The organism is Variovorax gracilis, assembly GCF_030317115.1.
GTDB lineage: Bacteria > Pseudomonadota > Gammaproteobacteria > Burkholderiales > Burkholderiaceae_C > Variovorax > Variovorax gracilis.
On the sequence record NZ_JASZYF010000010.1, the window covers coordinates 147,428 to 168,940 of the forward strand.

General features: G+C 66.5%; 23 protein-coding genes. 11 read left to right on the plus strand and 12 right to left on the minus strand.

Annotation, left to right across the window (positions count from 1 at the left end; genetic code table 11):
* Genes hpaE through hpaR form a run of 5 tightly spaced genes read right to left on the minus strand, consistent with a single transcriptional unit; the run spans position 1 to position 4,298 of the window.
* Positions 1-1,458: a 5-carboxymethyl-2-hydroxymuconate semialdehyde dehydrogenase gene (gene hpaE, locus QTH97_RS20250; RefSeq protein WP_286570248.1), complete on the minus strand. Its 1,458-nt coding sequence runs from the start codon at positions 1,456-1,458 to the stop codon at positions 1-3.
* An 18-nt stretch (positions 1,459-1,476) separates the two neighbouring features.
* Positions 1,477-2,454 (minus strand): Bug family tripartite tricarboxylate transporter substrate binding protein, encoded by a 978-nt coding sequence (locus QTH97_RS20255; protein WP_286570249.1) that lies wholly within the window; start codon positions 2,452-2,454, stop codon positions 1,477-1,479.
* Between the two features lie 37 nt (positions 2,455-2,491).
* Positions 2,492-3,244 (minus strand): fumarylacetoacetate hydrolase family protein, encoded by a 753-nt coding sequence (locus tag QTH97_RS20260; protein ID WP_286570250.1) that lies wholly within the window; start codon positions 3,242-3,244, stop codon positions 2,492-2,494.
* The gene (locus QTH97_RS20265) at positions 3,241-3,864 is read right to left on the minus strand and encodes a fumarylacetoacetate hydrolase family protein (protein WP_286570251.1); all 624 of its coding nucleotides are present in this window, start codon (positions 3,862-3,864) and stop codon (positions 3,241-3,243) included. Before QTH97_RS20265 ends, QTH97_RS20260 begins: the two co-directional genes overlap by 4 nt.
* A complete protein-coding gene (gene hpaR / locus QTH97_RS20270) occupies positions 3,861-4,298 on the minus strand; it encodes a homoprotocatechuate degradation operon regulator HpaR (protein ID WP_286570252.1) in 438 nt (145 codons plus the stop codon). Before hpaR ends, QTH97_RS20265 begins: the two co-directional genes overlap by 4 nt.
* A 113-nt stretch (positions 4,299-4,411) precedes the next feature.
* On the opposite strand from hpaR, the gene radA reads away from it, so the two are divergent.
* On the plus strand, positions 4,412-5,803 hold the full coding sequence (gene radA, locus QTH97_RS20275) for a DNA repair protein RadA (protein ID WP_286570253.1): 1,392 nt from the start codon (positions 4,412-4,414) through the stop codon (positions 5,801-5,803).
* A gap of 18 nt (positions 5,804-5,821) precedes the next feature.
* Here the strand turns inward: radA and QTH97_RS20280 are convergent, their stop codons facing one another.
* Together QTH97_RS20280 and QTH97_RS20285 are read right to left on the minus strand one after the other, a co-directional pair.
* Positions 5,822-6,727 carry a LysR family transcriptional regulator gene (locus QTH97_RS20280; RefSeq protein WP_286570254.1) on the minus strand — a complete coding sequence of 302 codons (906 nt, stop codon included), beginning with the start codon at positions 6,725-6,727 and terminating at the stop codon, positions 5,822-5,824.
* A gap of 6 nt (positions 6,728-6,733) precedes the next feature.
* Complete coding sequence (locus tag QTH97_RS20285; RefSeq protein WP_286570255.1) at positions 6,734-7,498, minus strand: SDR family oxidoreductase; 765 nt, start codon at positions 7,496-7,498, stop codon at positions 6,734-6,736.
* Positions 7,499-7,689: 191 nt separating this feature from the next.
* Between QTH97_RS20285 and QTH97_RS20290 the strand changes: the two genes are divergently transcribed.
* The 8 genes from QTH97_RS20290 (at position 7,690) to QTH97_RS20325 (ending at position 14,169) form a co-directional block, all read left to right on the plus strand.
* Complete coding sequence (locus tag QTH97_RS20290) at positions 7,690-8,262, plus strand: TetR/AcrR family transcriptional regulator (protein ID WP_286570256.1); 573 nt, start codon at positions 7,690-7,692, stop codon at positions 8,260-8,262.
* A 75-nt stretch (positions 8,263-8,337) separates the two neighbouring features.
* Complete coding sequence (locus tag QTH97_RS20295) at positions 8,338-8,811, plus strand: (2Fe-2S)-binding protein (protein WP_286570257.1); 474 nt, start codon at positions 8,338-8,340, stop codon at positions 8,809-8,811.
* A 65-nt stretch (positions 8,812-8,876) separates the two neighbouring features.
* On the plus strand, positions 8,877-11,078 hold the full coding sequence (locus tag QTH97_RS20300) for a xanthine dehydrogenase family protein molybdopterin-binding subunit (protein WP_286570325.1): 2,202 nt from the start codon (positions 8,877-8,879) through the stop codon (positions 11,076-11,078).
* 441 nt (positions 11,079-11,519) lie between these two features.
* Positions 11,520-12,230 carry a DUF1176 domain-containing protein gene (locus tag QTH97_RS20305; protein WP_286570258.1) on the plus strand — a complete coding sequence of 237 codons (711 nt, stop codon included), beginning with the start codon at positions 11,520-11,522 and terminating at the stop codon, positions 12,228-12,230.
* 36 nt (positions 12,231-12,266) lie between these two features.
* On the plus strand, positions 12,267-12,914 hold the full coding sequence (locus tag QTH97_RS20310; RefSeq protein WP_286570259.1) for a dihydrofolate reductase family protein: 648 nt from the start codon (positions 12,267-12,269) through the stop codon (positions 12,912-12,914).
* A gap of 29 nt (positions 12,915-12,943) precedes the next feature.
* Positions 12,944-13,420 carry a glycerate kinase gene (locus QTH97_RS20315; RefSeq protein ID WP_286570260.1) on the plus strand — a complete coding sequence of 159 codons (477 nt, stop codon included), beginning with the start codon at positions 12,944-12,946 and terminating at the stop codon, positions 13,418-13,420.
* Between the two features lie 85 nt (positions 13,421-13,505).
* Positions 13,506-13,745: a DUF6364 family protein gene (locus QTH97_RS20320; RefSeq protein ID WP_286570261.1), complete on the plus strand. Its 240-nt coding sequence runs from the start codon at positions 13,506-13,508 to the stop codon at positions 13,743-13,745.
* Positions 13,735-14,169 (plus strand): TA system VapC family ribonuclease toxin, encoded by a 435-nt coding sequence (locus QTH97_RS20325; RefSeq protein ID WP_286570262.1) that lies wholly within the window; start codon positions 13,735-13,737, stop codon positions 14,167-14,169. Before QTH97_RS20320 ends, QTH97_RS20325 begins: the two co-directional genes overlap by 11 nt.
* Positions 14,170-14,205: 36 nt before the next feature.
* Here the strand turns inward: QTH97_RS20325 and QTH97_RS20330 are convergent, their stop codons facing one another.
* The gene (locus QTH97_RS20330; protein ID WP_286570326.1) at positions 14,206-15,213 is read right to left on the minus strand and encodes a recombination-associated protein RdgC; all 1,008 of its coding nucleotides are present in this window, start codon (positions 15,211-15,213) and stop codon (positions 14,206-14,208) included.
* Between the two features lie 113 nt (positions 15,214-15,326).
* On the opposite strand from QTH97_RS20330, the gene QTH97_RS20335 reads away from it, so the two are divergent.
* Positions 15,327-16,265 carry a branched-chain amino acid transaminase gene (locus QTH97_RS20335; RefSeq protein WP_286570263.1) on the plus strand — a complete coding sequence of 313 codons (939 nt, stop codon included), beginning with the start codon at positions 15,327-15,329 and terminating at the stop codon, positions 16,263-16,265.
* Between the two features lie 5 nt (positions 16,266-16,270).
* Positions 16,271-16,483 (plus strand): zinc-finger domain-containing protein, encoded by a 213-nt coding sequence (locus QTH97_RS20340; RefSeq protein WP_286570264.1) that lies wholly within the window; start codon positions 16,271-16,273, stop codon positions 16,481-16,483.
* Here the strand turns inward: QTH97_RS20340 and QTH97_RS20345 are convergent.
* The 4 genes from QTH97_RS20345 to QTH97_RS20360 all read right to left on the minus strand — a co-directional run bounded on the left by QTH97_RS20345 (position 16,449) and on the right by QTH97_RS20360 (position 21,513).
* Positions 16,449-17,705 carry an O-antigen ligase family protein gene (locus tag QTH97_RS20345; RefSeq protein ID WP_286570265.1) on the minus strand — a complete coding sequence of 419 codons (1,257 nt, stop codon included), beginning with the start codon at positions 17,703-17,705 and terminating at the stop codon, positions 16,449-16,451. The genes QTH97_RS20340 and QTH97_RS20345 overlap by 35 nt on opposite strands.
* A gap of 138 nt (positions 17,706-17,843) precedes the next feature.
* Entirely contained in the window at positions 17,844-19,025 is a 1,182-nt protein-coding gene (locus tag QTH97_RS20350) for an ATP-binding protein (protein WP_286570266.1), read from the minus strand.
* A 4-nt stretch (positions 19,026-19,029) separates the two neighbouring features.
* Entirely contained in the window at positions 19,030-19,743 is a 714-nt protein-coding gene (locus tag QTH97_RS20355) for a response regulator (protein WP_286570267.1), read from the minus strand.
* Positions 19,744-19,881: 138 nt separating this feature from the next.
* Positions 19,882-21,513, minus strand: coding sequence for an NAD(P)/FAD-dependent oxidoreductase (locus tag QTH97_RS20360; RefSeq protein WP_286570268.1), 1,632 nt, complete (start codon positions 21,511-21,513; stop codon positions 19,882-19,884).

Genomic DNA, 21,513 nt, shown 5'->3' on the forward strand with positions numbered 1-21,513 from the left:
TCAGACTCCCCAGTGCGGAATGTGATGGCTGCCCAGCGAGACAGCGACATTCTTCGGCTCGCAGAAGACTTCGTAGCTCCAGGTGCCGCCTTCGCGCCCCGTGCCCGAGGCCTTCGTGCCGCCGAAGGGCTGGCGCAAGTCGCGCACGTTCTGGCTGTTGACGAAGCACATGCCGGCCTCGACCGCCGCCGCCACGCGATGGGCCTTGCCGATGTTCTCGGTCCATACGTAGCTCGACAGGCCATATTGGATGTCGTTAGCGAGCCGGATCGCATCCGCCTCGTCCTTGAAGGGGATCAGGCAGGCGACCGGGCCGAAGATCTCGTCCTGCGCGATCTTCATGCGGTTGTCGACGTCGGCGAAGACGGTGGGCATCACGTAGTTGCCGCGCTGAACGCGACCTGGCAACTCGGGTGCACCGAGGCCACCGCACAGCAGCGTGGCGCCTTCCTTCGGGCCCAGCTCGATGTAGCTGCGCACCTTGGCGAGGTGGCCCTGCGAAATCATCGGGCCCACGATGGTCTTCTCGTCCAGCGGATCGCCGACCGTGATGCGCCTGGCGCGCTCGGCGAACTTCGCCGCGAAGTCGGCATAGATCGACTGCTGCACCAGGATGCGCGAGCCGGCCGTGCAGCGCTCGCCGTTGTTGCTGAAGATCATGAACACGGCGGCATCCAGCGCACGGTCGAGGTCGGCATCGTCAAAGATCACGAAGGGGCTCTTGCCACCGAGTTCCATGCTGAACTTCTTGAGGCCCGCGCTCTGGACGATGCGGTTGCCCGTCGCCGTCGATCCGGTGAAGGAGATGGCCCGCACGTCGGGGTGCGCCACCAGAGGCTCGCCTGCCTCCTTGCCATACCCGTGCACGAGGTTCAGCACGCCGGGCGGAATGCCCGCTTCGAGCGCCAGCTCGCCCAGGCGCGCAGCGGTGAGCGGCGAGAGTTCGCTCATCTTGAGCACCGCCGTGTTGCCGAAGGCGAGGCAGGGCGCGACCTTCCACGTCGCCGTCATGAAAGGCACGTTCCATGGCGAGATCAGCGCGCACACGCCGACCGGATGGAACAGCGTGTAGTTCAGGTGCGTGGGCGTCGGGTAGGTGTGGCCGTCCACGCGGGTGCACATCTCCGCGAAGTAGTAGAAGTTGTCCGCCGCGCGCGGCACCAGTTGCTTCCCGGTCTGCGCGATGACCTGGCCGCAGTCGTTGGTCTCGGTCTGCGCGATCTCGGGCACGTTCTTCGCGATCAGGTCGCCGAGCTTGCGGATCAGCTTCGCGCGTTCGGGTGCGGGCATGCCGGCCCATTTCGGGAAGGCTTCCTTCGCGGCGGCCACGGCCGCGTTCACTTCGGCCTCGCCGCCCGAGGCGACTTCGGCCAGCACTTCCTGCGTGGCGGGGTTCACGGTCTGGAAGTAGTCGCGGCCGGCAACCGGCTTGCCGTTGATGAGGTGATCAATCTGCATGGGGATGTTCCTTCGGATTCAGTCGAGCCGGATCTCGCGCGAGGCGATCAGCGCATGCCATTTCTTGCGCTCCGACTGCACATAACTGTTCATCTCGGCGGCGTCGGTCGGGCGGGCTTCCCAGCCCGCGTCGAACAGCTTCTGGCGCACGGTGGGGTCGTTCATGGCTTTCAGCAGATCGGTGCCGAGCTTCGCTTGAATGTCCTTCGATGTCGCTGCGGGCGCCACCAGCCCTTGCCACGTGTAGGCCTCGACGGCCGCCAGTCCAAGCTCCTTGGCGGTCGGCACCTGCGGCAGTTGCGGCACGCGCTCGCCCGACATCGCGAGCAGCGGCACCACCTTGCCGGCCTTCACGGCGCTGATGCCGCTGGGCAGGTCGAGCATCATCAGCGGGACCTGGCCGCCCATCAGATCCTGCAGCGCCGGGGCGCCGCCCTTGTAGGGCACGTGCAGCAGCGACACGCCGGCCTCGCGCTGGAACAGCTCCAGCGCCAGGTGGTGCGGGCTGCCGGCGCCCGGCGTGGCGATGCTGTACTTGCCCGGGTCTTTCTTGAGTGCGGCGATCAGCGACTTGGCATCGGCGAATCCCGCGCCGGGTGCCGCCGTGATGATCAGGGGCGAGCGCCCCATCATGCCGAGCGCGACGAAGTCCTTCTCGGCGTCGTAGGGCAGCTTCTTGTAGAGCACGGGGTTGTAGACGAGCACGCCGTTGTCGGCCGAGAACACCGTGTAGCCGTCGCCCGGCGAACGCGACACGTTCTCGGAAGCAATGATGGCCGCTGCCCCGGGCCGGTTGTCGACCAGCACGGGTTGGCCGATCAGCTGCGACAACTGCGTGCCCGCCGTGCGCGCCAGGAAGTCGGTGCCGCCGCCGGCCGGATAGCCGACCACCCATCGCACCGGCTTGGCCGGGTAGCTTTGCGCAGCGGCGTCCATTGCCACTGCCGATGCCGTCAATGCAACCATCGCGGTCGCAAGCCTGAATATTCTTTTCATGTTGTCTCCCTTCTCCGGTTGAAAAAACCGCAGGCGCTCAACCCGCGGCAATGGTGTTGACCAGCGCGCCGATCTGCGCGATCTCGGTCACGATGACGTCGCCGGGGCGACAGTCGACCACGCCGTCCGGCGTGCCCGTCAGGATGACGTCGCCGGGCGACAACGTCATGAAGCTGCTGAAGTACTCGATGAGAAAGGGCGCGTCGAAGATCATGTCCTTCGTGTTGCCCGACTGCGTGACCTTGCCGTTGACCGTGGTGCTGAGCGCCAGGGCCATCGGGTCGGCAACGTCCTTGGCATCCACCAGCCAGGGGCCGATCGGCGTGCAGGTGTCGCGGTTCTTCACGCGCAGGTTGGGGCGATACCAGTTCTCCAGGTAGTCGCGGATCGCGTAGTCGTTGGCGACCGTATAGCCGCCGATGAAGTCGTAGGCGTCGTCGCGCTTCACCTTGCGTGCGGTCTTGCCGACGACGATCACCAGCTCGCATTCGTAGTGCATGAACTGCACGTCCGCAGGGCGGCGCGTGAGCTGGCGGTGGCCGGTCAGCGTGCTCTCGCCCTTGACGAAAACCAAAGGCTCCTCGGGCGCCTTGAACTCCAGCTCCTTGGCATGGTCGGCATAGTTGAGGCCCAACGCGAGGATGGTGCGCGGGCGCGCCACCGGTGCCAGCGGCGGCAGCCACGTCACGACATCGGGCGCCAGCAAGCGGCCATCGGACAGCCGCAGCCGGCCCTCGTCCTCCACGGCGTCATGCACCGCGCCTTCGTACAGGATGCGCGCGTGCTTCATGCTTGCTCCTTCACCAGCGTGTTGACCAGCGTCTCGAAGCCCGGCGCGCTGATCTCGATGCGGTCACCGGCGCGAGCCAGCGGGCGGCCGGCGTCGCAGCCGAGCATCAGCACCTCGCCGTGCGCGAGCGTCATGAAGTCGCCGACATCGGCCAGAAGCTGCGAGGCGCTGCGCACCGTCTGCGAGAAATCGACCGACTGCTTCAGTTCGCCGTTGATGCGAACTTCGAGCTTGAACTGCGCCGGGTCGGCCACCTCCTGCGCATCGCGCATGGCCGGACCGATGCCCAGGAAGCCATCGACGCACTTGAACTTGACCGGCGGCCGGAAGAAGCTCGCATGCGGGATCGACAGGTCGTTCATCAGCACGAAGCCTTCGACGTCGTTGTCGGCGCCGATCACCATGGCGATGGTGGCGCCGACCTCGACGGCATCGACGTTTGCCGGCACGGTGATCGCGCTGCCGTGCGGGCTCCAGGTGTTGGCGGTCTTGACGAAGAGCACCGGCGCCTTCGGCGGCGCCTTGTAGGGCGCCTGGCTCATCTGCGGCGCGAGTGCCTCGACTTCCGCGCGGAAGTTCAGCAGCACGCCGTAGACGGTGCCTGTGGGGGTGTAGCTCATGGTTGTGGTTGCTCCAGTGCGATGAGTTCGTCGAGCAGCGCATAGAGCTGGGCCAGCTTTTCCTTGCCCATCGTCTCTTCCATCCAGTCGTAGTGCGCCTCGATGCTGGTCGACAGCTTCTTCACCAGCTTGCGGCCGTGCGCCGTGGCCTCGACCACGGTGCGACGCTGGTCCTCCGGGTCGCGGCTGCGCGTGATGAGTTCGTCGCGTTCCATCCGCGCAAGCACGCCGGTGAGGCTGGGGCCGAGGATGAAGGCCTCGCGCGCCACGCGACCGGTCTCGACTGCGCCGTGTTCGCCGAGCACGCGCAGCACGCGCCACTGCTGGTCCGACAACGCATGCTCGCGCAGGCTGGGCCGTGTGTGGCCCATCACGGCCTCGCGGGCCTGCAGCAGCAGGCGGGGCAGATTGCGGTGGGTAAAGGGCGTGCTCATGGGGCCTTGATTTATTTAACATGTTAAATGATTGATGACGAGGCGATCCTCGGGTTAACCCTTTGGCGACCCGCTGGTGCAGAGAGCGTCGGCAGCCCTCCTACACTCGTCTCATGCCCAAAGAGAAAACGCTTTACGTCTGCAGCGAATGCGGCGGCACCAGCCCCAAGTGGCTGGGCAAATGCCCGAGCTGCGGCGCCTGGAACACATTGATCGAACAGGTCGCCGGCCCCGCAGGCGGCGCAGCCAACAACCGCTTCGGCACCCAGTTCGCGTCGCTGGCCGGCTCGGCCGAACTGGCGACGCTGTCAGAAATCGAGGCCACCGACATCGCGCGCACGCCCACCGGCATCGACGAGCTCGACCGCGTGCTCGGTGGCGGCATCGTCGACGGCGGTGTGACGCTGATCGGCGGCGACCCGGGCATCGGCAAGTCGACCCTGCTGCTGCAGGCGGTGGATGCACTGCAGCGCGCCGGCCGCAACTCGCTCTATGTCACGGGCGAGGAAAGCGGCGCGCAGGTCGCGCTGCGCTCGCGCCGTCTCGGCCTCGACCATTCGCAGGTGCAAGTGCTGGCCGAGATCCAGCTGGAAAAAATCATTGCCACGCTGGACGCCCACCGCCCGGCCATTGCCGTCATCGATTCGATCCAGACCGTGTACTCCGACCAGCTCACCTCCGCCCCCGGCTCGGTGGCCCAGGTGCGCGAGTGCGCCGCCCACCTGACGCGCTTCGCCAAGGCCAGCGGCACCGCCATCGTGCTGGTCGGCCACGTCACCAAGGAGGGCGCTCTGGCCGGCCCGCGCGTGCTGGAGCACATGGTCGACACGGTGCTGTACTTCGAGGGCGACACGCATTCGAGCTTCCGCCTCGTGCGGGCCATCAAGAACCGCTTCGGCGCGGTCAACGAGATCGGCGTCTTCGCGATGACCGAGCGCGGCCTGAAGGGCGTCGCGAACCCGAGCGCGATCTTCCTGAGCCAGCACGCCGAGCCGGTGCCCGGCAGCGTCGTGCTGGTCACGCTGGAAGGCACGCGGCCGATGCTGGTCGAGATCCAGGCGCTGGTCGACAACGGCGGGCCCAGCCCGCGGCGCCTGTCAGTGGGCCTGGACCGGGATCGTCTCGCGATGCTGCTGGCGGTGCTGCACCGGCATGCCGGCGTGGCCTGCATGGACCAGGACGTTTTCGTGAACGCGGTGGGCGGGGTGCGCATCAGCGAGCCCGCTGCCGACCTCGCGGTGATGCTGTCGATCACGTCGAGCCTGCGCGGCAAGCCGCTGCCCAAGGGCTTCATCGCGTTCGGCGAAGTAGGTCTGGCCGGTGAAGTGCGGCCCGCGCCCCGTGGGCAGGAGCGGTTGCGGGAGGCGGCCAAGCTGGGTTTCAGCGTGGCGGTGGTCCCCAAGGCCAACGCACCGCGCAAGGGCACGAAGGAGATCGAGGGGCTGACGATCCATGCGGTGGAGCGGATCGAGGAAGCCCTGGATATCGTGAAGCAGATGCAATAGGTGCCGGCTGGCCGTGCATCACAGGCCCGCATCCCAGTAGGGCGGGTCGCCGAACGCGGCCTTGAGCGCATCGGTCATCGCCCGCAGCTTCGCCGAAGGCGACCGGCCTTCGGGATGCGCGACATATAAGAACTCCTCCTCCGCGGGAAGACCGATGTCGATGGCAAGCAGCCGTCCGGCGCGCAAGGACTCCCCGACGATGAACGTAGGCAGCAGCGCGATGCCCAGTCCCGCCTCGCAGGCGTCCCGCATCATGTCGCCGTTGTTCACTCGCAGGGCCCGCGACGCGCGCACGGACACCAGCTCGCCATCGCGGCGGAACTGCCAGTCGGCCACGCCACGGTTCGTATAGAACACGCCCCGGTGGCGCTGCAAATCCTCGACGCTGGAGGGTCGGCCATGCTGCTCGATGTAGTCCGGCGAGGCGACGAGCGCCCGGCGGCTGCGGGCCAGCGTCCACGCCACCAGACGCGAATCGACAAGCGGTCCGTTCCGGACCACGCCGTCATAGCCTTCCGATGCGGCATCGATGCGTCGATCGTCGAGTTCGAGCGTCAGCTCGATCCCGGGATGGGCCGCGATGAACGGATACAGCGCCGGACCCAGGTGCATGCGCCCAAAGGTGACTGGCGCGGAAATCCGCAGCGGCCCGACCAGCGTGCCGCGCCGCTGCGCCAGCTCGGTGGCAGCCTCCTCGACGTCCCGCATGATGGCCGAGGCTCGCGCCAGAAAGGTGTCGCCGTCTTCGGTGAGCGTGAGCTTGCGCGTCGAGCGGTGCAGCAGGCGAACGCCCAGTTCCTTTTCAAGATCAGCGAGGCGCTCGCTGACGACTGACTTGGAGAGATTCAGTCGCCGCGATGCCTCGCTGATGGAGCCCGACTCCGCGACCGCCACGAAGGTGGCCAGGCCGTCCAGCTTCACCATGCCCGATCAGGTGCGGGTGATGGATGCACCGCCATCGACCAGCGATGCCGTGCCGGTGACGAACGCCGAGTCGTCCGAGGCGAGATACAGCACGGAGCGAGCCAGTTCTTCCGGCGTCGCCACGCGCTTGAGCGCATGGAGGTTCGTGACGAAGGACTGCGACTCCTTGGAGTTGTTCATGCTGCGGTACATGTCGGTATCGACGGCGCCCGGCAGGATCGCATTCACGCGCACCTTTTGCGGCCCGTATTCGGCTGCGAGCGCCTGGGTGAGGCCGATGAGCCCCGCCTTGCTCGCCGCGTAGGCCGCCACGCCCGGAAACGCGAAGGTGTGGCCGACGAAGGTGGATGTGAAGATGACCGAGCCGCCGCCGTTCTCCAGCATCTGTGCGACCTGATGCTTGGCGCCGAGGAAGGCGCCGGTCAGGTTGATCGCCAGGGTGTCGGTCCAGCCGGCTTCCGAGACCCCCGTGCTGGGGCCGCCTTCGCCCAGGGTGCCTGCGTTGTTGAAGGCGATGTCGAGGCGGCCGTAGGTCGACACGGCCAGCGCGACGAGGGCACGCGCGTAGTCTTCGGAGCGCACATCGCCTGCCAGTGCGACCGCATGGCCACCGGCGGCGCGAATCTCTGCGACGAGTTTTTCCAGCTCGGCCGCCCGGCGCGCGCCGACGACCAGCTTGGCGCCTTCCGCCGCGAAGAGCTTCGCGGTGGCATGGCCGATGCCGGCGCTGGCGCCGGTGATGAGAGCTACTTTTCCTTCGAGACGGTTCACGATTCGATCCTTGGTTGCTGATCGAATTGATCAGATGCAGTCAGTATGGAGACCGGCAGTCGTTCGCGGTAGACGTCGAATACCGATACTGGCTTCCGGAAAAACCGAACAATCGCCCGCGTTCGTAGACAAGTGTCAGTTTCAGTGAATTTTTGTTCACCAAAAGGCCGACAGGCACTAAGATCGCGCCCGTGAAACCCAAGGACGACGAAAAGCTCCGCGCCATCGCCGAGGCCACGTTCACGCTGGTCGAGCAGACCGGCCTGAGCGGCCTGACCATGGCCGCCATCGCGCGCGAGGCCGGCCTGGCCACGGGCACGCTGTACGTCTACTTCAAGTCGAAGGAAGAGTTGATGGTCGCGCTCTACGAGCAGGCCAAGACCACGACGACCGCCAGCCTCATGCACGGCGACGACCCCAAGGCCCCGTTTCGCAGCCGATTCCGGCACATGTGGATGAACTGGCTCGAACACCGCCTGACGCACTACGCGCAGGTCGTGTTCCTGGAGCAGTACTACAACTCGCCCTGGTTCAGCGAAGAGAGCCGCAATCTCTCCGCCCGGCTCATCAAGGACTGGGTCGACCTGATCGAGTCGGCCAAGGCGCACCAGATCCTGAAGGACGTGCCCACCGTCCTGCTGATCAACAGCTTCGGCGGCTCCGTGCGAGAGACCGCCAACCTGCTTCGCTCCGGCGCGCTGGCCCGCACGGACGAGAACCTGGCAATGGCCTTCGGGCTCTGCTGGGACGGCATCAAGGCCTGAGCCACTTGACCTGACCCTGGCACAGGTCTATTGTTTGGCCGAACCAATATTCACCGAAGAAGAGGAAACCCCACCATGACCACCCTCCACATCAACGGCAAGGACCGGCAAGTCGATGCCGACCCTTCCACCCCCATCCTCTGGGCCTTGCGCGACACGCTCGGCATGACAGGCACCAAGTTCGGTTGCGGCGCGGCGCTGTGCGGCGCCTGCACCGTGCACCTCAACGGCCAGGCGATCCGCTCGTGCGTGACGCCCATCTCCGCCGCGGCGGGGCAGAAGATCACCACCATCGAAGCAGTCACCGATGGCGGCGACAAGGTCGGCAAGGCCGTGCACGACGCGTGGGTCAAGCATGACGTGGCGCAGTGCGGCTACTGCCAGAGCGGTCAGATCATGTCGGCCACCGCCTTCCTGAAGACGGTCGCGCCCGGCAAGCTGCCCAGCGAGGCCGAGATCGATTCAGCCATGGCCGGCAACATCTGCCGCTGCGGCACCTACGCGCGCATCCGCGCCGCGGTCGCCGACGCCGCCAAGACGCTGGCTTGAAGAAGGAGATCACCATGAACTTCGATCAAGCGACCTTCGAGCTGCCCGCCAACCTCCGCGCGCTGATGACGCGCCAGGAGGACACCACCGAACCCGCCGGCCTGCCGCGCCGCAGCTTCCTGAAGCTCACGGCGGTGAGCGGCTTCGCGCTCGGCGTCTTCCCGATGGGCGCGCTCGCGCAGGACACGAGCGCGGCGGCCGCCAAGCCGGCCGGCCTGAAGCCGCTGCAGCAGCCCGCCGCCTTCGTGCGCATCGACCGCGACGGCACGACCACCATCACCATCAACCGGCTCGACTTCGGGCAGGGAGTGCAGACCGGGTTGCCGATGATCCTGGCCGAAGAACTCGACGCCGACTGGTCCAAGGTCAAGAGCGTTCACGGCACCAACGACCCGGCCTACGTCGATCCCGCCTTCGGCATGCACATCACGGGCGGCTCGGGCTCCATCAAGAACTCGTACACCCAATACCGCGAACTCGGCGCCCGCACCCGCGCGATGCTGGTGAGCGCGGCCGCGGCACAGTGGAAGGTGGATGCCGCGACGCTGCAGACGCGCAACGGCGTCGTCATCGGCCCCGGCGGCAAGCAACTCGGCTATGGCGAACTGGCCGAGGCGGCCATGAAGCTGCCGGTGCCCGAGACCGTCAAGCTCAAGGACCCGAAGGACTTCCGCCTCATCGGCAAGCCCACCGGCCGCCTCGACGCGCAGGCCAAGTCCAGCGGCCACCAGGATTACGGCATCGACATGCGCCTGCCCGGCATGCTGACCGCCGTCGTGTCTCATCCGCCGGTGTTCGGCGCCAAGCTCAAGGCGGTGGACGACAGCGCCGCAAAGGCGATCAAGGGCGTCAAGGCCGTGCTGCGCGTGCCGCTGGATCGCGGTGCCGAAGGCGTGGCCGTCGTCGCCGACGGCTACTGGGCCGCCAAGCAGGGCCGCGATGCGCTCAAGCTCGAATGGGACACCAGCGCCGTCGAGAAGGTCGACAGCGAGAAGCAGCTTGCGCAATACCGCGAACTCGCGACCAAGCCGGGCAAGCGCAAGTACGACGCCGACGTCTCGAAGCTCGCCAGCGCGCCGCACAAGATCGAAGCCGAGTTCGTCTTCCCCTACCTCGCGCACGCGCCGATGGAGCCGCTCAACTGCACCGTCAGCCTCGCGGGAGGCAAGGTGGAAGTGTGGACGGGCACGCAGATGCCGGGCATCGACGGCATGGCGGCTGCGAAGGTGCTGGGCGTGCCGCCCGAGAGCGTCAAGGTCCATGTGCAGATGGCGGGCGGCGGCTTCGGCCGTCGCGGCCTGCTGACCAGCGACTACGTGGCCGAGGCCTGCGGCGTCGTCAAGGCCGCGCAGGCGGCGGGTGTCCATGCGCCGATCCGCACGCTGTGGAGCCGCGAGGACGACATCAAGGGCGGCTACTACCGCCCGATGCACCTTCACACCGCGAAGATCGGCTTCGACGCACAGGGCAAGGTCACCGGCTGGGACCACGTCATCGTCGGCCAGTCGCTGCTGATGGGCAGCATGTTCGAGCCGATGATGGTCAAGGACGGCATCGACGCCACGGCCGTCGAAGGCATGAAGGAGCCTTACGACGTCCCGATGCGGCTCACGGTGCATCACCCCAAGCTCAACGTGCCGGTGCTGTGGTGGCGCAGCGTGGGCTCGACCCACACGGCGTTCGTCATGGAAACGCTGCTCGACGAGATCGCCCGCACCACCAGGCAGGACCCGGTCGCGTACCGCATGAAGCTGATCGGCGACCAGCACCCGCGCCACAAGGCGGCGCTGCAACTGGCGGTGGACAAGTCCGGCTACGGCAAGAAGACGCTCGCAACGGGCCGGGCCTGGGGCGTGGCGGTGCACGAATCCTTCAACTCGGTGGTGGCGTACGTCGTCGAAGCCTCGGTGAAGGACGGCACGCCCATGCTGCACAGCGTGACGGCGGGCGTGCACTGCAATCTGGTGGTCAACCCGAAGAGCGTGGAAGCGCAAGTGCAGGGTGGGGCAGTGATGGGGCTGTCGATGTGCCTGCCTGGTGCGGCCATCACGCTGAAGGATGGGGTGGTGCAGCAGAGCAATTTCGGGGACTTCGTTGTGCCGCGCATCACGGATATGCCGCAGATTGCGGTGCACATCGTGCCGAGTGCTGATGCGCCTACCGGCATGGGTGAGCCGGGGTTGCCGCCGCTGGCGCCGGCGTTTGCGAATGCGGTGGCGGCGATTACGGGGAAGCCTGTGCGGGAGTTGCCTTTCAAGTTGGCTTGAGGGGTCGATGGCGCGTGTGCCAGTTGCAATCGCGCTGGCATGCCGCGCAAGTCACGTAGGCAAATTGGAAGCCCGACAATTTTTTTACGGCCGAAGCCGCAGTTGCGTTTAGCCTGCGGCTTCTTCGTTCGTGCCTCAGTTTTTGGCGGCACGGACGAGAGGGCGAAGGTCCTGCCTGTTTCTGGCAAATGGTTGCCCGGTCTTCCAACCCGTTAAAGCTGCCGCCACTGTCTGGAAGCGGGGCGGCGCCTTCCCGCTGCCCTGAGACACCGACGCGCGTGGCCAACTCCCCGAAAGTACCGTCGCCAATTTCGCGTGTTGATGTGGCGGCGACTCGATCAACTCACCATCACCATTTTCAGAATATTCCGATGTAGGACCGCCGCTGATTGCTTCGCAGCGCCGCTAGGCTGACCGCTTTCCTTACGCGCTCGCCTAACGATGAAAATTGCCGCAGTTCTTGTCGTCACTGCCCTGGCCTCCAACGCCCCAGTCCATGCCGCTGGCGAAGCGACGGCACCGCGCCGCACCATCGAGATTCGGGAATTCCAATGCAACGAATTGGCATTGGTGCGCTACGGCGAGCTTGCCTTCGTGCGCGCCTGCGCAAAGGCCTTGAACAGTCTGCCGGTGGCCGACTATGCGGACGTCTGCAATGACATGGCTTCAGGCGCTGCAAACCTGTACCAATGGGTCACGCTGCTCTGGAAGCGAAACTGGTCCCGCCAGGCGGTCTTCCATCCGTGGCAGCGCGGTCGCTTCTTGCTGGAGGTGCCCTGCAGTTCCGGCGCCTACAACTTGTCGTCGATCTTCTTCGACTACGACGAGCGAAAGCTGCCGGCCACCGTCGCAGCCATTCGCTTCCCGCATCCGGACGGCTCCTCGCGCTTCGACATCTACAACCGCGGCCGTGGCCCGCAACGCGGTCACTTGGTCGAGTGGGCCAAGGCGCGCGGCATGGGCGACGCGGGCTACTACGCGCGCTACAACCTGGACAAGGAAACGCTGCGACCGACCCTGGTCGAAGCCATGGAAAAAACTGCCTGGGATGGCAAGGACCCATTTCAATGGGACGGCCGCCTCTCCCACAAGCCGAGGGGCATGACCTGGCAGCGGGTCTACCCGCCGGGCGCGTCGCCTTCGCGCCGGTAGTGGGATAGTAGAGGGCCATCGGCAAGGAGCCCTCGCATGCCCAAACTCCGCGTTCAAAGTTTCAGCGTCTCCCTCGACGGCTACGGCGCCGGTCCGAGCCAGGATCTCCAGAATCCGCTCGGCATTCGCGGCCCTGAACTGATGGAATGGCTCTTCCATACCCGCATGTGGCTCAACATGTCCGGCCAGGGCGCTGGCGAGACGGGCGTCGACAACCGCCTCGCGGAGCAGGGCTTCGACGGCGTCGGCGCATGGATCCTCGGACGCAACATGTTCGGCCCGGTTCGCGGCCCATGGCCGGACGACAGCTGGAAGGGCTGGTGGGGCGACGAGCCGCCGTATCACACCCCCGTGTTCGTGCTCACACACCATCCGCGCGCGCCGCTCGCGATGGCGGGAGGCACGGAGTTCCGCTTCGTCACCGAAGGCATTCACGCGGCTCTGGAGCAGGCGAAGGCCGCAGCGAGTGGTCGCGACGTGCGGCTTGGGGGTGGCGTGTCCACGGTGCGTCAGTACCTGAGCGCGGGGCTGATCGATGAGCTGCATCTGGCCCTTCGGCCCGTGCTCCTGGGCGCAGGAGAGAATCTTTTCCAGGGGCTCGACCTGCCTGCCTTGGGCTACGAGTGCTCGGAAAGCGTCGCCGGCGAGCGGGCCACGCACATGTTCTTGCGCAAGCGTCCGTAAGCGGCTGGGCGCCGAGCGACAATCCGCGCATGAATTTCGGAAGAATCCTCGTCCCCGTCGGCGGACTGATCCTGCTCGGCGTGGCCTATCGTAGCTACGGCTGGGCCGGCGTGGCGCTCGTCGGCGGCGCGATCGTCATGTTCCTGCTGCTGCATTTCAACCGCGCGATGCAGGTGCTCAAACGCGCCACCGACCGCCCCATGGGCACCGTCGCGAGCGCGGTGATGCTCAATGCCAAACTGAAGCCGAAGGTCAATCTGCTGCACGTGGTCGCGATGACGCGCGCGCTGGGCGAGCTTCGCACGCCCGAGAACACTCAGCCTGAAGTGTTCCGCTGGACCGATGCCGGCGGCTCATGGGTCGACGCGACTTTCGTGGGCGGCAAGCTCACCGAATGGACGCTGGTGCGGCCCCAGCAGCCCGAGGACGATGCGCCCCGGTCCGATGAGTCGAGCGCCGACGCCATCAAACCGGGCGCGACTGACGCGCTGCGGCCTCCGGTCTAGCAGCGCTCGTCGCGAAAAACGGGTGCCGGCACTACAATACAGAAATCTGTACTCGCACCCAGCGATCTGCGATCAAGGCCTGTTCATGAAGACCACGCTAAACCTCAACGACGCATTGTTGACCGAAGCCAAGGCGTTGGCCGCGCAGCAGCGCACGAGTCTGACGCGTCTGATTGAAGAAGGGCTGCAACTGCGCCTGCGTTCACGCCCGCCTCAAAAGAGATCCGTCCGCCTACCTGTCTACCGAGGTAAGGGCGGGTTGGCCTCGGGGCTCGACGGATTGAGCAACAAGGCGATGTTGGACGCCGCCGACAGTGACGCCTGATGTCAACGTGCTGGTCGCTGCTTCCCGTAGCGATCATCCTCACTATGCAGCGGCCCGTAGATGGCTCGAAGGCGCCGTCGCCAGCGCAACTCAAGGAAGGCCGCTGAAGCTCCAACCGATGGTGATTGCGAGCTTCCTGAGGCTTGTGACGCATCCGAAGATATTTGTGAACCCGACGCCGACCATCGAGGCCTTGCGCTTCGTGGACGCGCTGCTAAGCGCACCGGGTGTGGAGCAAGCGGCGCTCGGCGCCGAGTGGACCGCATTTCGCGAAATGTGCGCTGACAATGCACTTGGCGCGAACGACATACCCGATGCGTGGCTGGCTGCCGCGGTCATCCATCAAGGCGAGCATTTGGTCACGTTCGACGGCGACTTCAAACGGCTGCTTTCGAGAGTGCAGTTCACGAGACTCGCGGCCTGAAGGCGGCCGCGAGGCCGGCAGCCGAAGGGGACGTGGCTAGAACGGCGCCGATTCGTCGGCCAGCGCTTCCTCGGCATTGGCCTTCGCCTGCGCGCCTGCAGTAGCAGCAGGCGCCGCATCGGCCGATGCCGTACCCAGCCGCATCTCGCCGCCCAGGGCTTCCAGCAATTCCGGCACGAGCTGCCCGAGTTCGCCGGTGGCGATCGCGGCATCCGCGTCGAAGTTGTCTTCCTTGCCTCCCGAAGAAGAAGCCGGCGCATCGTCCAGCGTGCCTTCGAGGAACACGATCTTGCGGATCTGCAGGCCTTCTGTCAGCTCGAAGGACACGCGGTCGTCCCATGTCATCGCGAGCCGGGTCGGGCGCTTGCCGTCGGCGATGTGCTGGCGCACTTCCTCGATGTCGAGCGGGTGCTTGGCGTAGCGCACCACGGCCTTCGATTCGTCGCTGGCCTTGAGTTCGCATTCGCGGTCGATGGTGAAGCCGGCGGGCGGCTCCTGGCTCGACAGCCACTCCGACATGGCGACGGCGGGCTCGATCTGCGTGTTGACGAGCGAGACGGCGAAGCCGTCGAGCGCCTTCACCAGGTTCGTCACCACTTCATCGGCGCGTGCCGCGTTGCTGGAGTTGACGACGAGCCGGCGCGCGGCCGGGTCGATCCACACCGCGACGCGGGCGTGGCGGGTGAAGGCCAGGGGCAGCAGTTCGAGGGTGATGTCCTCCTTGAGCTCCTTCTTTTCCTTCTTGCCGGGCTTGCGGCCGGTGGTGGCCTCGATCTGCGCGGCGCGTTCCTCGACCTTGCGGCGCACGACGGAAGCCGGCAGGGCCTTGGTTTCGACCATGAATTCGAGCAGCCACTGGCCGCCGATGGATTCGGCGAGCGGGCCATGTTCCTGGCCACGAGGTTCGACCCAGCCTGCGGATTTTTCCTGCGAGGGGCTGCAGGGGACGAAGCGCTGCGTGCCGAGGCCCTGCTCGACCTGGTCGAGCGACTGCGACCACGTCGCTTCGATGCGGTAGACGATGACGTTCTTGAAGACGGACACTGAAACCCTTTGATGGCTGATTGGCAAAGCTGTGCATTGTCGGTGCGGCGGAAACGGGCGCCGCCGTAAAATCGAAAGCTTTTGCGACATACCAACGCCTGAGGACCAAGAACATGAGCGCGCTGCCCCCCGCACTGGACGACCGTGACGGCAAGATCTGGATGGACGGTGATCTCGTGGACTGGCGCGAAGCCAAGATCCACGTGCTGACCCACACGCTGCACTACGGCTGCGGCGTTTTCGAGGGCGTCCGCGCCTACAACACGGTCAATGGCACCGCGATCTTCCGCCTGGCCGAGCACACGGAACGCCTCTTCAACAGCGCCAAGATCCTGCGCATGAAGATCCCGTTCACGCCCGAGCAGGTCAACGAGGCCCAGAAACAGGTGGTGCGCGAGAACAAGCTCGACAGCTGCTACCTGCGCCCCTTGGTGTGGATCGGCTCCGAAAAGCTCGGCGTCAGCCCCAAGGGCAACCGCATCCACGCGATGGTCGCTGCCTGGTCCTGGGGCGCGTACCTCGGCGACGAGGGCATGAAGCGCGGCATCCGCGTCAAGACCTCCAGCTTCACGCGCCACCACGTCAACATCACGATGACGCAGGCCAAGGCGGTGAGCAACTACAGCAATTCGATCCTCGCCAACATGGAAGCGCTGGATGACGGCTACGACGAGGCCCTGCTGCTCGATTCGAGCGGTTTCGTCTCCGAAGGCGCGGGCGAGAACGTGTTCGTGGTCAAGGGCGGCGTGGTCTACACGCCCGACCTGTCGGCCGGCGCGCTCAACGGCATCACCCGCAACACCATCCTGCACATCTGCAAGGACCTCGGCATCGAAGTCGTGCAGAAGCGCATCACGCGCGACGAGGTCTACATCGCCGACGAGGCCTTCTTCACCGGCACGGCCGCCGAAGTCACGCCGATCCGCGAACTCGACCGTGTCGAGATCGGCATCGGATCGCGCGGCCCCGTCACCGAGAAGATCCAGAACGCGTTCTTCGACATCGTGAACGGACGCAATCCCAAGTACGCCCACTGGCTCACGAAGGTCTGAAGCCCATGTCCAGCCCCAAATCCGTGATCGAACTGCTCGCCAAGGACCTGAACGACCAAGGCGGCGTTTTCTGCCCGAACCCCAAGGCCGACATGCCGCTGTGGAGCGCGCACCCAAAGGTCTATCTCGACGTCGCCCGCACGGGCGAAGCCAAGTGCCCTTATTGCGGCACGGTGTACCGCCTCAAAGCGGGCGAAGCGGTGGGACACCACCACTGACACGTTCTTCGCGGCGCGGCACCAGTCCGCGCCAAGAATCGCCCGGCTCCTGCGCCAGCCGCAGGTAGACCATCCCCACCCACAGGATCGCGAGCCCGATCTGGGCGTCGCGCAGCGCGGAGTTCACCATGGTGGCGATCAGCACGATGAGCGTCGCGACGAAGGCGTAGCGCCCGGCCATGTCGTCCCGCTTCCACGCCACCCAGACGCTCATGAGGATGATCGCCAGCAGGCTGAGCGCGCCGGGCACGCCACCCTGCGCACCCATCCACAGGAAGTCGTTGTGGGGCATGTTCTTGTAGTCCAGCAGCTTCGGCCCGCGCAGGTGCCACTGCTCGGTCCAGCCGCCGATGCCCCAGCCCGCGAAGGGCCGGTCGATGATCATGCGGGCGGTGTCGCGGTACATGTAGTAGCGCACCACCCAGCTGGCCTCCGAAATCTCGCCCGCCTGCGCCGCCTCGATCTCCTGGATGCCGACCGCGAACTTCTGCTGCACCACGGGTGAGTTCCACAACCCGGCCGCTGCGACCACGCCGCCCACCATCAGCACCACCGCCAGCACCTTGAGTTGCCGGCGCCATTGATGTACGCAGGCAGCAGGGATCGCCAGCAGAAGCGCCAGCAGCGAGGTGCGCGAAGGCAGGGTGAAGGTGATGATCGCGATCACCGCCGGAATCAGCGCAAAGGCCAAGGCGGCCCGGCCGGGGCGATGCTCGGAGAGCGCCTTGAGCCCATACACCGCTGCGGTCGCGGCCATGATGGTGAACAGAAGGGCATTGCTGATCGACTTGTTGCCGATCAGGATCAGCACGCCGCGCCACGGCTCCAGCATCGGAAAGCCGACCGTGTAGTACAGCGCGATCATGACGATGTTGACGAGCCCCATGATCCAAAAGCCGCGCACGGCCCAGATCGCCTCTTCGCGCGTGAGCGCCAGCGCCATCAGCACGGTGGCCGCGATGCGCAGGCCGTGGAACAGGTTCGACGCGGTCTCGGGGTAGTAGGGGCCCAGCGCCAGGATGACCAGCGTCCACGCCACGTAGGCCATGACGGGCCACCACATCGGGTTGTTGCGCAGCCGGACCGCCCGCTCGCGCCATCCGCCGGCAACCACGAGCGTGATCAGCAGCAGCACGGCCGCAAAGTACGTCACGCCAACCGGCATGAACACCGTCAGCCCCCAGAACATGGCCGCGGGCCCGACGAGTCTCGATCTCTGCATCGCCGGAATTCTAGTGGCGCCCCCAGCCGTGTCCCGTTCGTGAAACACCGCGGGTCCGGCTCCGCCGGCCCGCCGGTGTTGCCCCCAGCGAGGGGGTAGGCGAAGCGACACGAAGTGCGCGAAGCCTGGGGGAGGCGCTTAGTGCGGCAGCGTGATGACGAAGCTCGCGCCGCCGCCGGGACGGTCTTCGCAGCGCACGCTGCCGCCGTGGCGCTCGGTGATCGACTTCACCAGGGCGAGGCCGAGGCCGACGCCACCGTTGCGTTCGCTCGCGCCAGGCAGGCGGTAGAAGGGCTCGAAGATGCGTTCGCGCAGCGCGGCGGGGACACCCGGGCCGCGGTCATTGACTCGAATCTCCGCCTGGCCGGCGCGGCTGCCGATCTCCACGCTGGTCTCGCCGGCGCCGTAGCGGCGCGCGTTCTCGAGCAGATTGCGAATCGCCCGGCGCAACAGGCGCGGCACGCCTCGCACCGTGAGGGTGTCGTTGTTCGTGCCTTCCCTGACTTCCAGGTCAGCATCGACGCGCGCGCATTCCTCGGCCGCAAGGCCCGTGAGGTCGACTGTCTCGACCGTGCCCATGTCGGCTTCCTTCGCGTCCAGCCGGCTCGCGAGCAAGATCTCGTCGATCAACTGGTCGAGTTCGCCGATGTTGCGAGAAATCTCCTCTCGCGCGCCGGGGCTGGGACGATCGCCCATCAGCTCCAGGCCCATGCGGATGCGCGTGAGCGGGGAGCGCAGTTCATGCGAGGCATTGGCGAGCAGCGACTTGTGCGAGCGCACCAGTTCCTCGATGCGTGCCGCCGCCGCGTTGAAGCCGTTGGACAGATCGGCCACTTCGTCCTGCCCTTCTTCGGCGACGCGCACCGACAGGTCGCCTTCGCCCCAGCGCTGCACGCCCCGCTGCAGTGTTTCGAGACGCTTGGTCAGCCGGCGCACGATCGGGTAGACGCCGAGCGCGACCGCTACGCCGACGAGCGCCACCATCCAGCCCAGCCCGAAGGGCGTGCGCCAGGGCGCCATGCCGCCGCCCGGCGGGCGTTCGCGCGGCGCCACCTGCAGCGAGAGCGCTCGTCCGTCGTTGAGCGTGACGTCGAATTCGAGTCCCTGGCCCGGCACGCGCATCGCCTTGCCGTGGCCGATGGGCTGGTCCTTGCCGTCGAGCACGACCACTTCGCGCGGCACGGGCGCGAGCCGCTCGCGCTCGTTCTCGGCGGCTTCGCGAACGATCCAGTTGGCCGTCAGCGTGAGGATGAACACGCCGGCGACCACCGCCAGCCAGATGCGGACATAGAGATGCCGCCTGTAGAGCTTGAGCAGCATCGCGTCAGTCTTGCTGCTTGCCGAACACGTAGCCCACACCGCGCACCGTCAGGATGCGCTTGGGGTTCTTGGCGTCGACCTCTATTGCGGCGCGGATGCGGCCCATGTGGACGTCGATCGAGCGGTCGAATGCTTCGAGCTCGCGGCCGCGCACGGCTTCCATGATCTGGTCGCGGGTAAGCACCCGGCCGGCGCGCTCGGCCATCGCGACCAGCAGGTCGAACTGGTAGGAGGTGAGGTCGGCGGGCTCGCCGCCGACGGTGACCGTGCGGGCGTTGCGGTCGATTTCCAGCGTGCCGAAACGCAGCACCGACGGCGCGCTCGCATCGGCCGCGGTCTCGCCGCGCCGGCGCAGCACCGCGCGGATGCGGGCGAGCAGTTCGCGCGGCTCGAAGGGCTTGGGCAGGTAGTCGTCGGCTCCGATCTCGAGGCCGATGATGCGGTCCATCGGGTCGCCCTTGGCGGTGAGCATCAGCACCGACACCTTGGCGAGGCCGTTGGGCAGCGCGCGGATGCGGCGGCAGATCTCCAGGCCGTCAGTGTCCGGCAGCATCAGGTCGAGGATGACGAGGTCGGGCGATCGCTGCTGCAACTGCTCGAGCCCGCTGGCGCCGTCGGCCGCGTGGGTGAAGCCGAAGCCGGACTGCGTCAGGTACTCGCCCACCATCTGCGCCAGGCGGGCGTCGTCTTCGATCATCAGGAGTTGAGGGGTGCTCATGGGTGATTGTCCTTCGCGCTCGGGGCGCTGCGGTGTGGCCTGGAGAAGGGCCAGCGTCTCAAGTCCTAGGTTCTCCCCGCGGCGCCAAGCAGGCTTGAACGCTGCGTAAAGTTGCGTAAACGTTGCCGCCCCGGCTTGTCAGCCCGGCTCGAAAAGCATGGCTTCCGACGGGGCGTCCGAGCGGAGTCGGGCTGGTTTCTCCGCCAGCAAGGTGCCGAGTTCACCGGCCGCGAGAGTCGGATTGTCGTGCCTTGCGCGCTCCAGGATTTCCATCGCCAGCGCGCGCAGTCGTTCTGCGGAAGCCCGCATGCGCGCCTTGAAGGCCTCGTCGTCCAGCCGGTCGTTCAGGCTGCGATTGAGTTCCGCGAACCATGGGAGCGCCGCCTGGTCCAGCATCACCGGCCGATTGCGCCGGCGGCTGACACCAGACCACGCGCGCAGGAAGTCCTGCACCGCGAAGTTGAGGCGCTGGCAATCCTGCAGTTCCTCGCGCAGGCTGCCCAGCACGGCCATGTCGGTGAGCCGTTGCTGGAAGAAGATCTGCGACAGCACGCCCCAGTAGTAGGTGTAGTCCCAGATCACCTTGACCGGCAGCACCTCCGGATCGCCGAAGAGCGGGTACTGGTCGGTGTAGAGCGCGAGCGTGCTCTCGTAGAACGAGTGGTAGATCTGGTCGTAGAGCTGGGCCCGGGCCTCCAGCGCGTGCCCCGCGCGGTCGTGCGCGATCAGGTCGGTGATGTAGGTGTTGCCCACCGCGATGAAATCGCTGCCCGGCGAATAGAAGGGGTCGAGAAAAAGCCCGGCCTCGCCGGTCAGCGCCCAACGCTTGCCCGAGAACACCTGCTTGCAACCGTACGAGAAGTTGCGAAAGAAGGCGAAGTCCTGAAGCAGGTGGCGCTTGCCGTCGAGTTCGTCATACAGGCGAGGCTGCCAGGTCTGGAACCACTGCATCGCCTTGTCGAAAGTGTCCATGGTGTCGAGCGGGTGCAGGCGCGGGTCGGCGACGATGCCGACCGAATGCGATCCCGAAGCCAGCGGAATCAGCCAGACCCAGTAGCCCGCGCCGACCAGGTGATTGGTCGAGAGCCAACGCGCCCGGGGCTCGCAGCGCGCACGCCATGCCGGGTCGTCCGACCAGTCGTCGATGGTGATGCGGTCGCCGATGCGGAACCACACCGCATTGCAGTCATGCGCATTGGCCTGCGCGAGCCCGAGCTTGCGCTTGAGCATGCCGGCGCGGCCGCAGGCGTCGACCAGCCAGCGGGCATGCACGGTGTGCGTTTTGCCCTCCTGCGACCATTCGATTCGATGCGGCTGGTGCGCGTCCTCGGCGAGCTCGAGCGAGCGCACCATCGCGCTGTCGACGAAGCGCACGCCGTTGCGCGCGGCCTCCTCGCCCAGGTAGTTCTCGAAGATGCCGCGGTCGATCTGGTAGCTCGGTACCGAAAGGTAGCGGCTCGCGCCGACCTCCGTCACCTGGTCGATGTCGCGCCGGCCTTCGCTGAAGAAGAAGCGGAAGCCGAACTTGCGAAGCTGCGCGCCGTGCATGTGCGGCCGGAGGCCGAGCACCGTGTCGAAGTAGTGGGCGCCGATCTCGACCGAGGACTCGCCCACCTTGTGCGCCGCGTGCGGCACCGGATGCGCGCGGCGCTCCAGCACCACCACGTCGATGTCGGCGAAGCGCCGCTTGAGTTGCAGTGCCAGGGTCAGCCCCGCGAGTCCCCCGCCCATGATGACGACGTCATGCTGGTGGGGGGGGGTCGCGGTCAT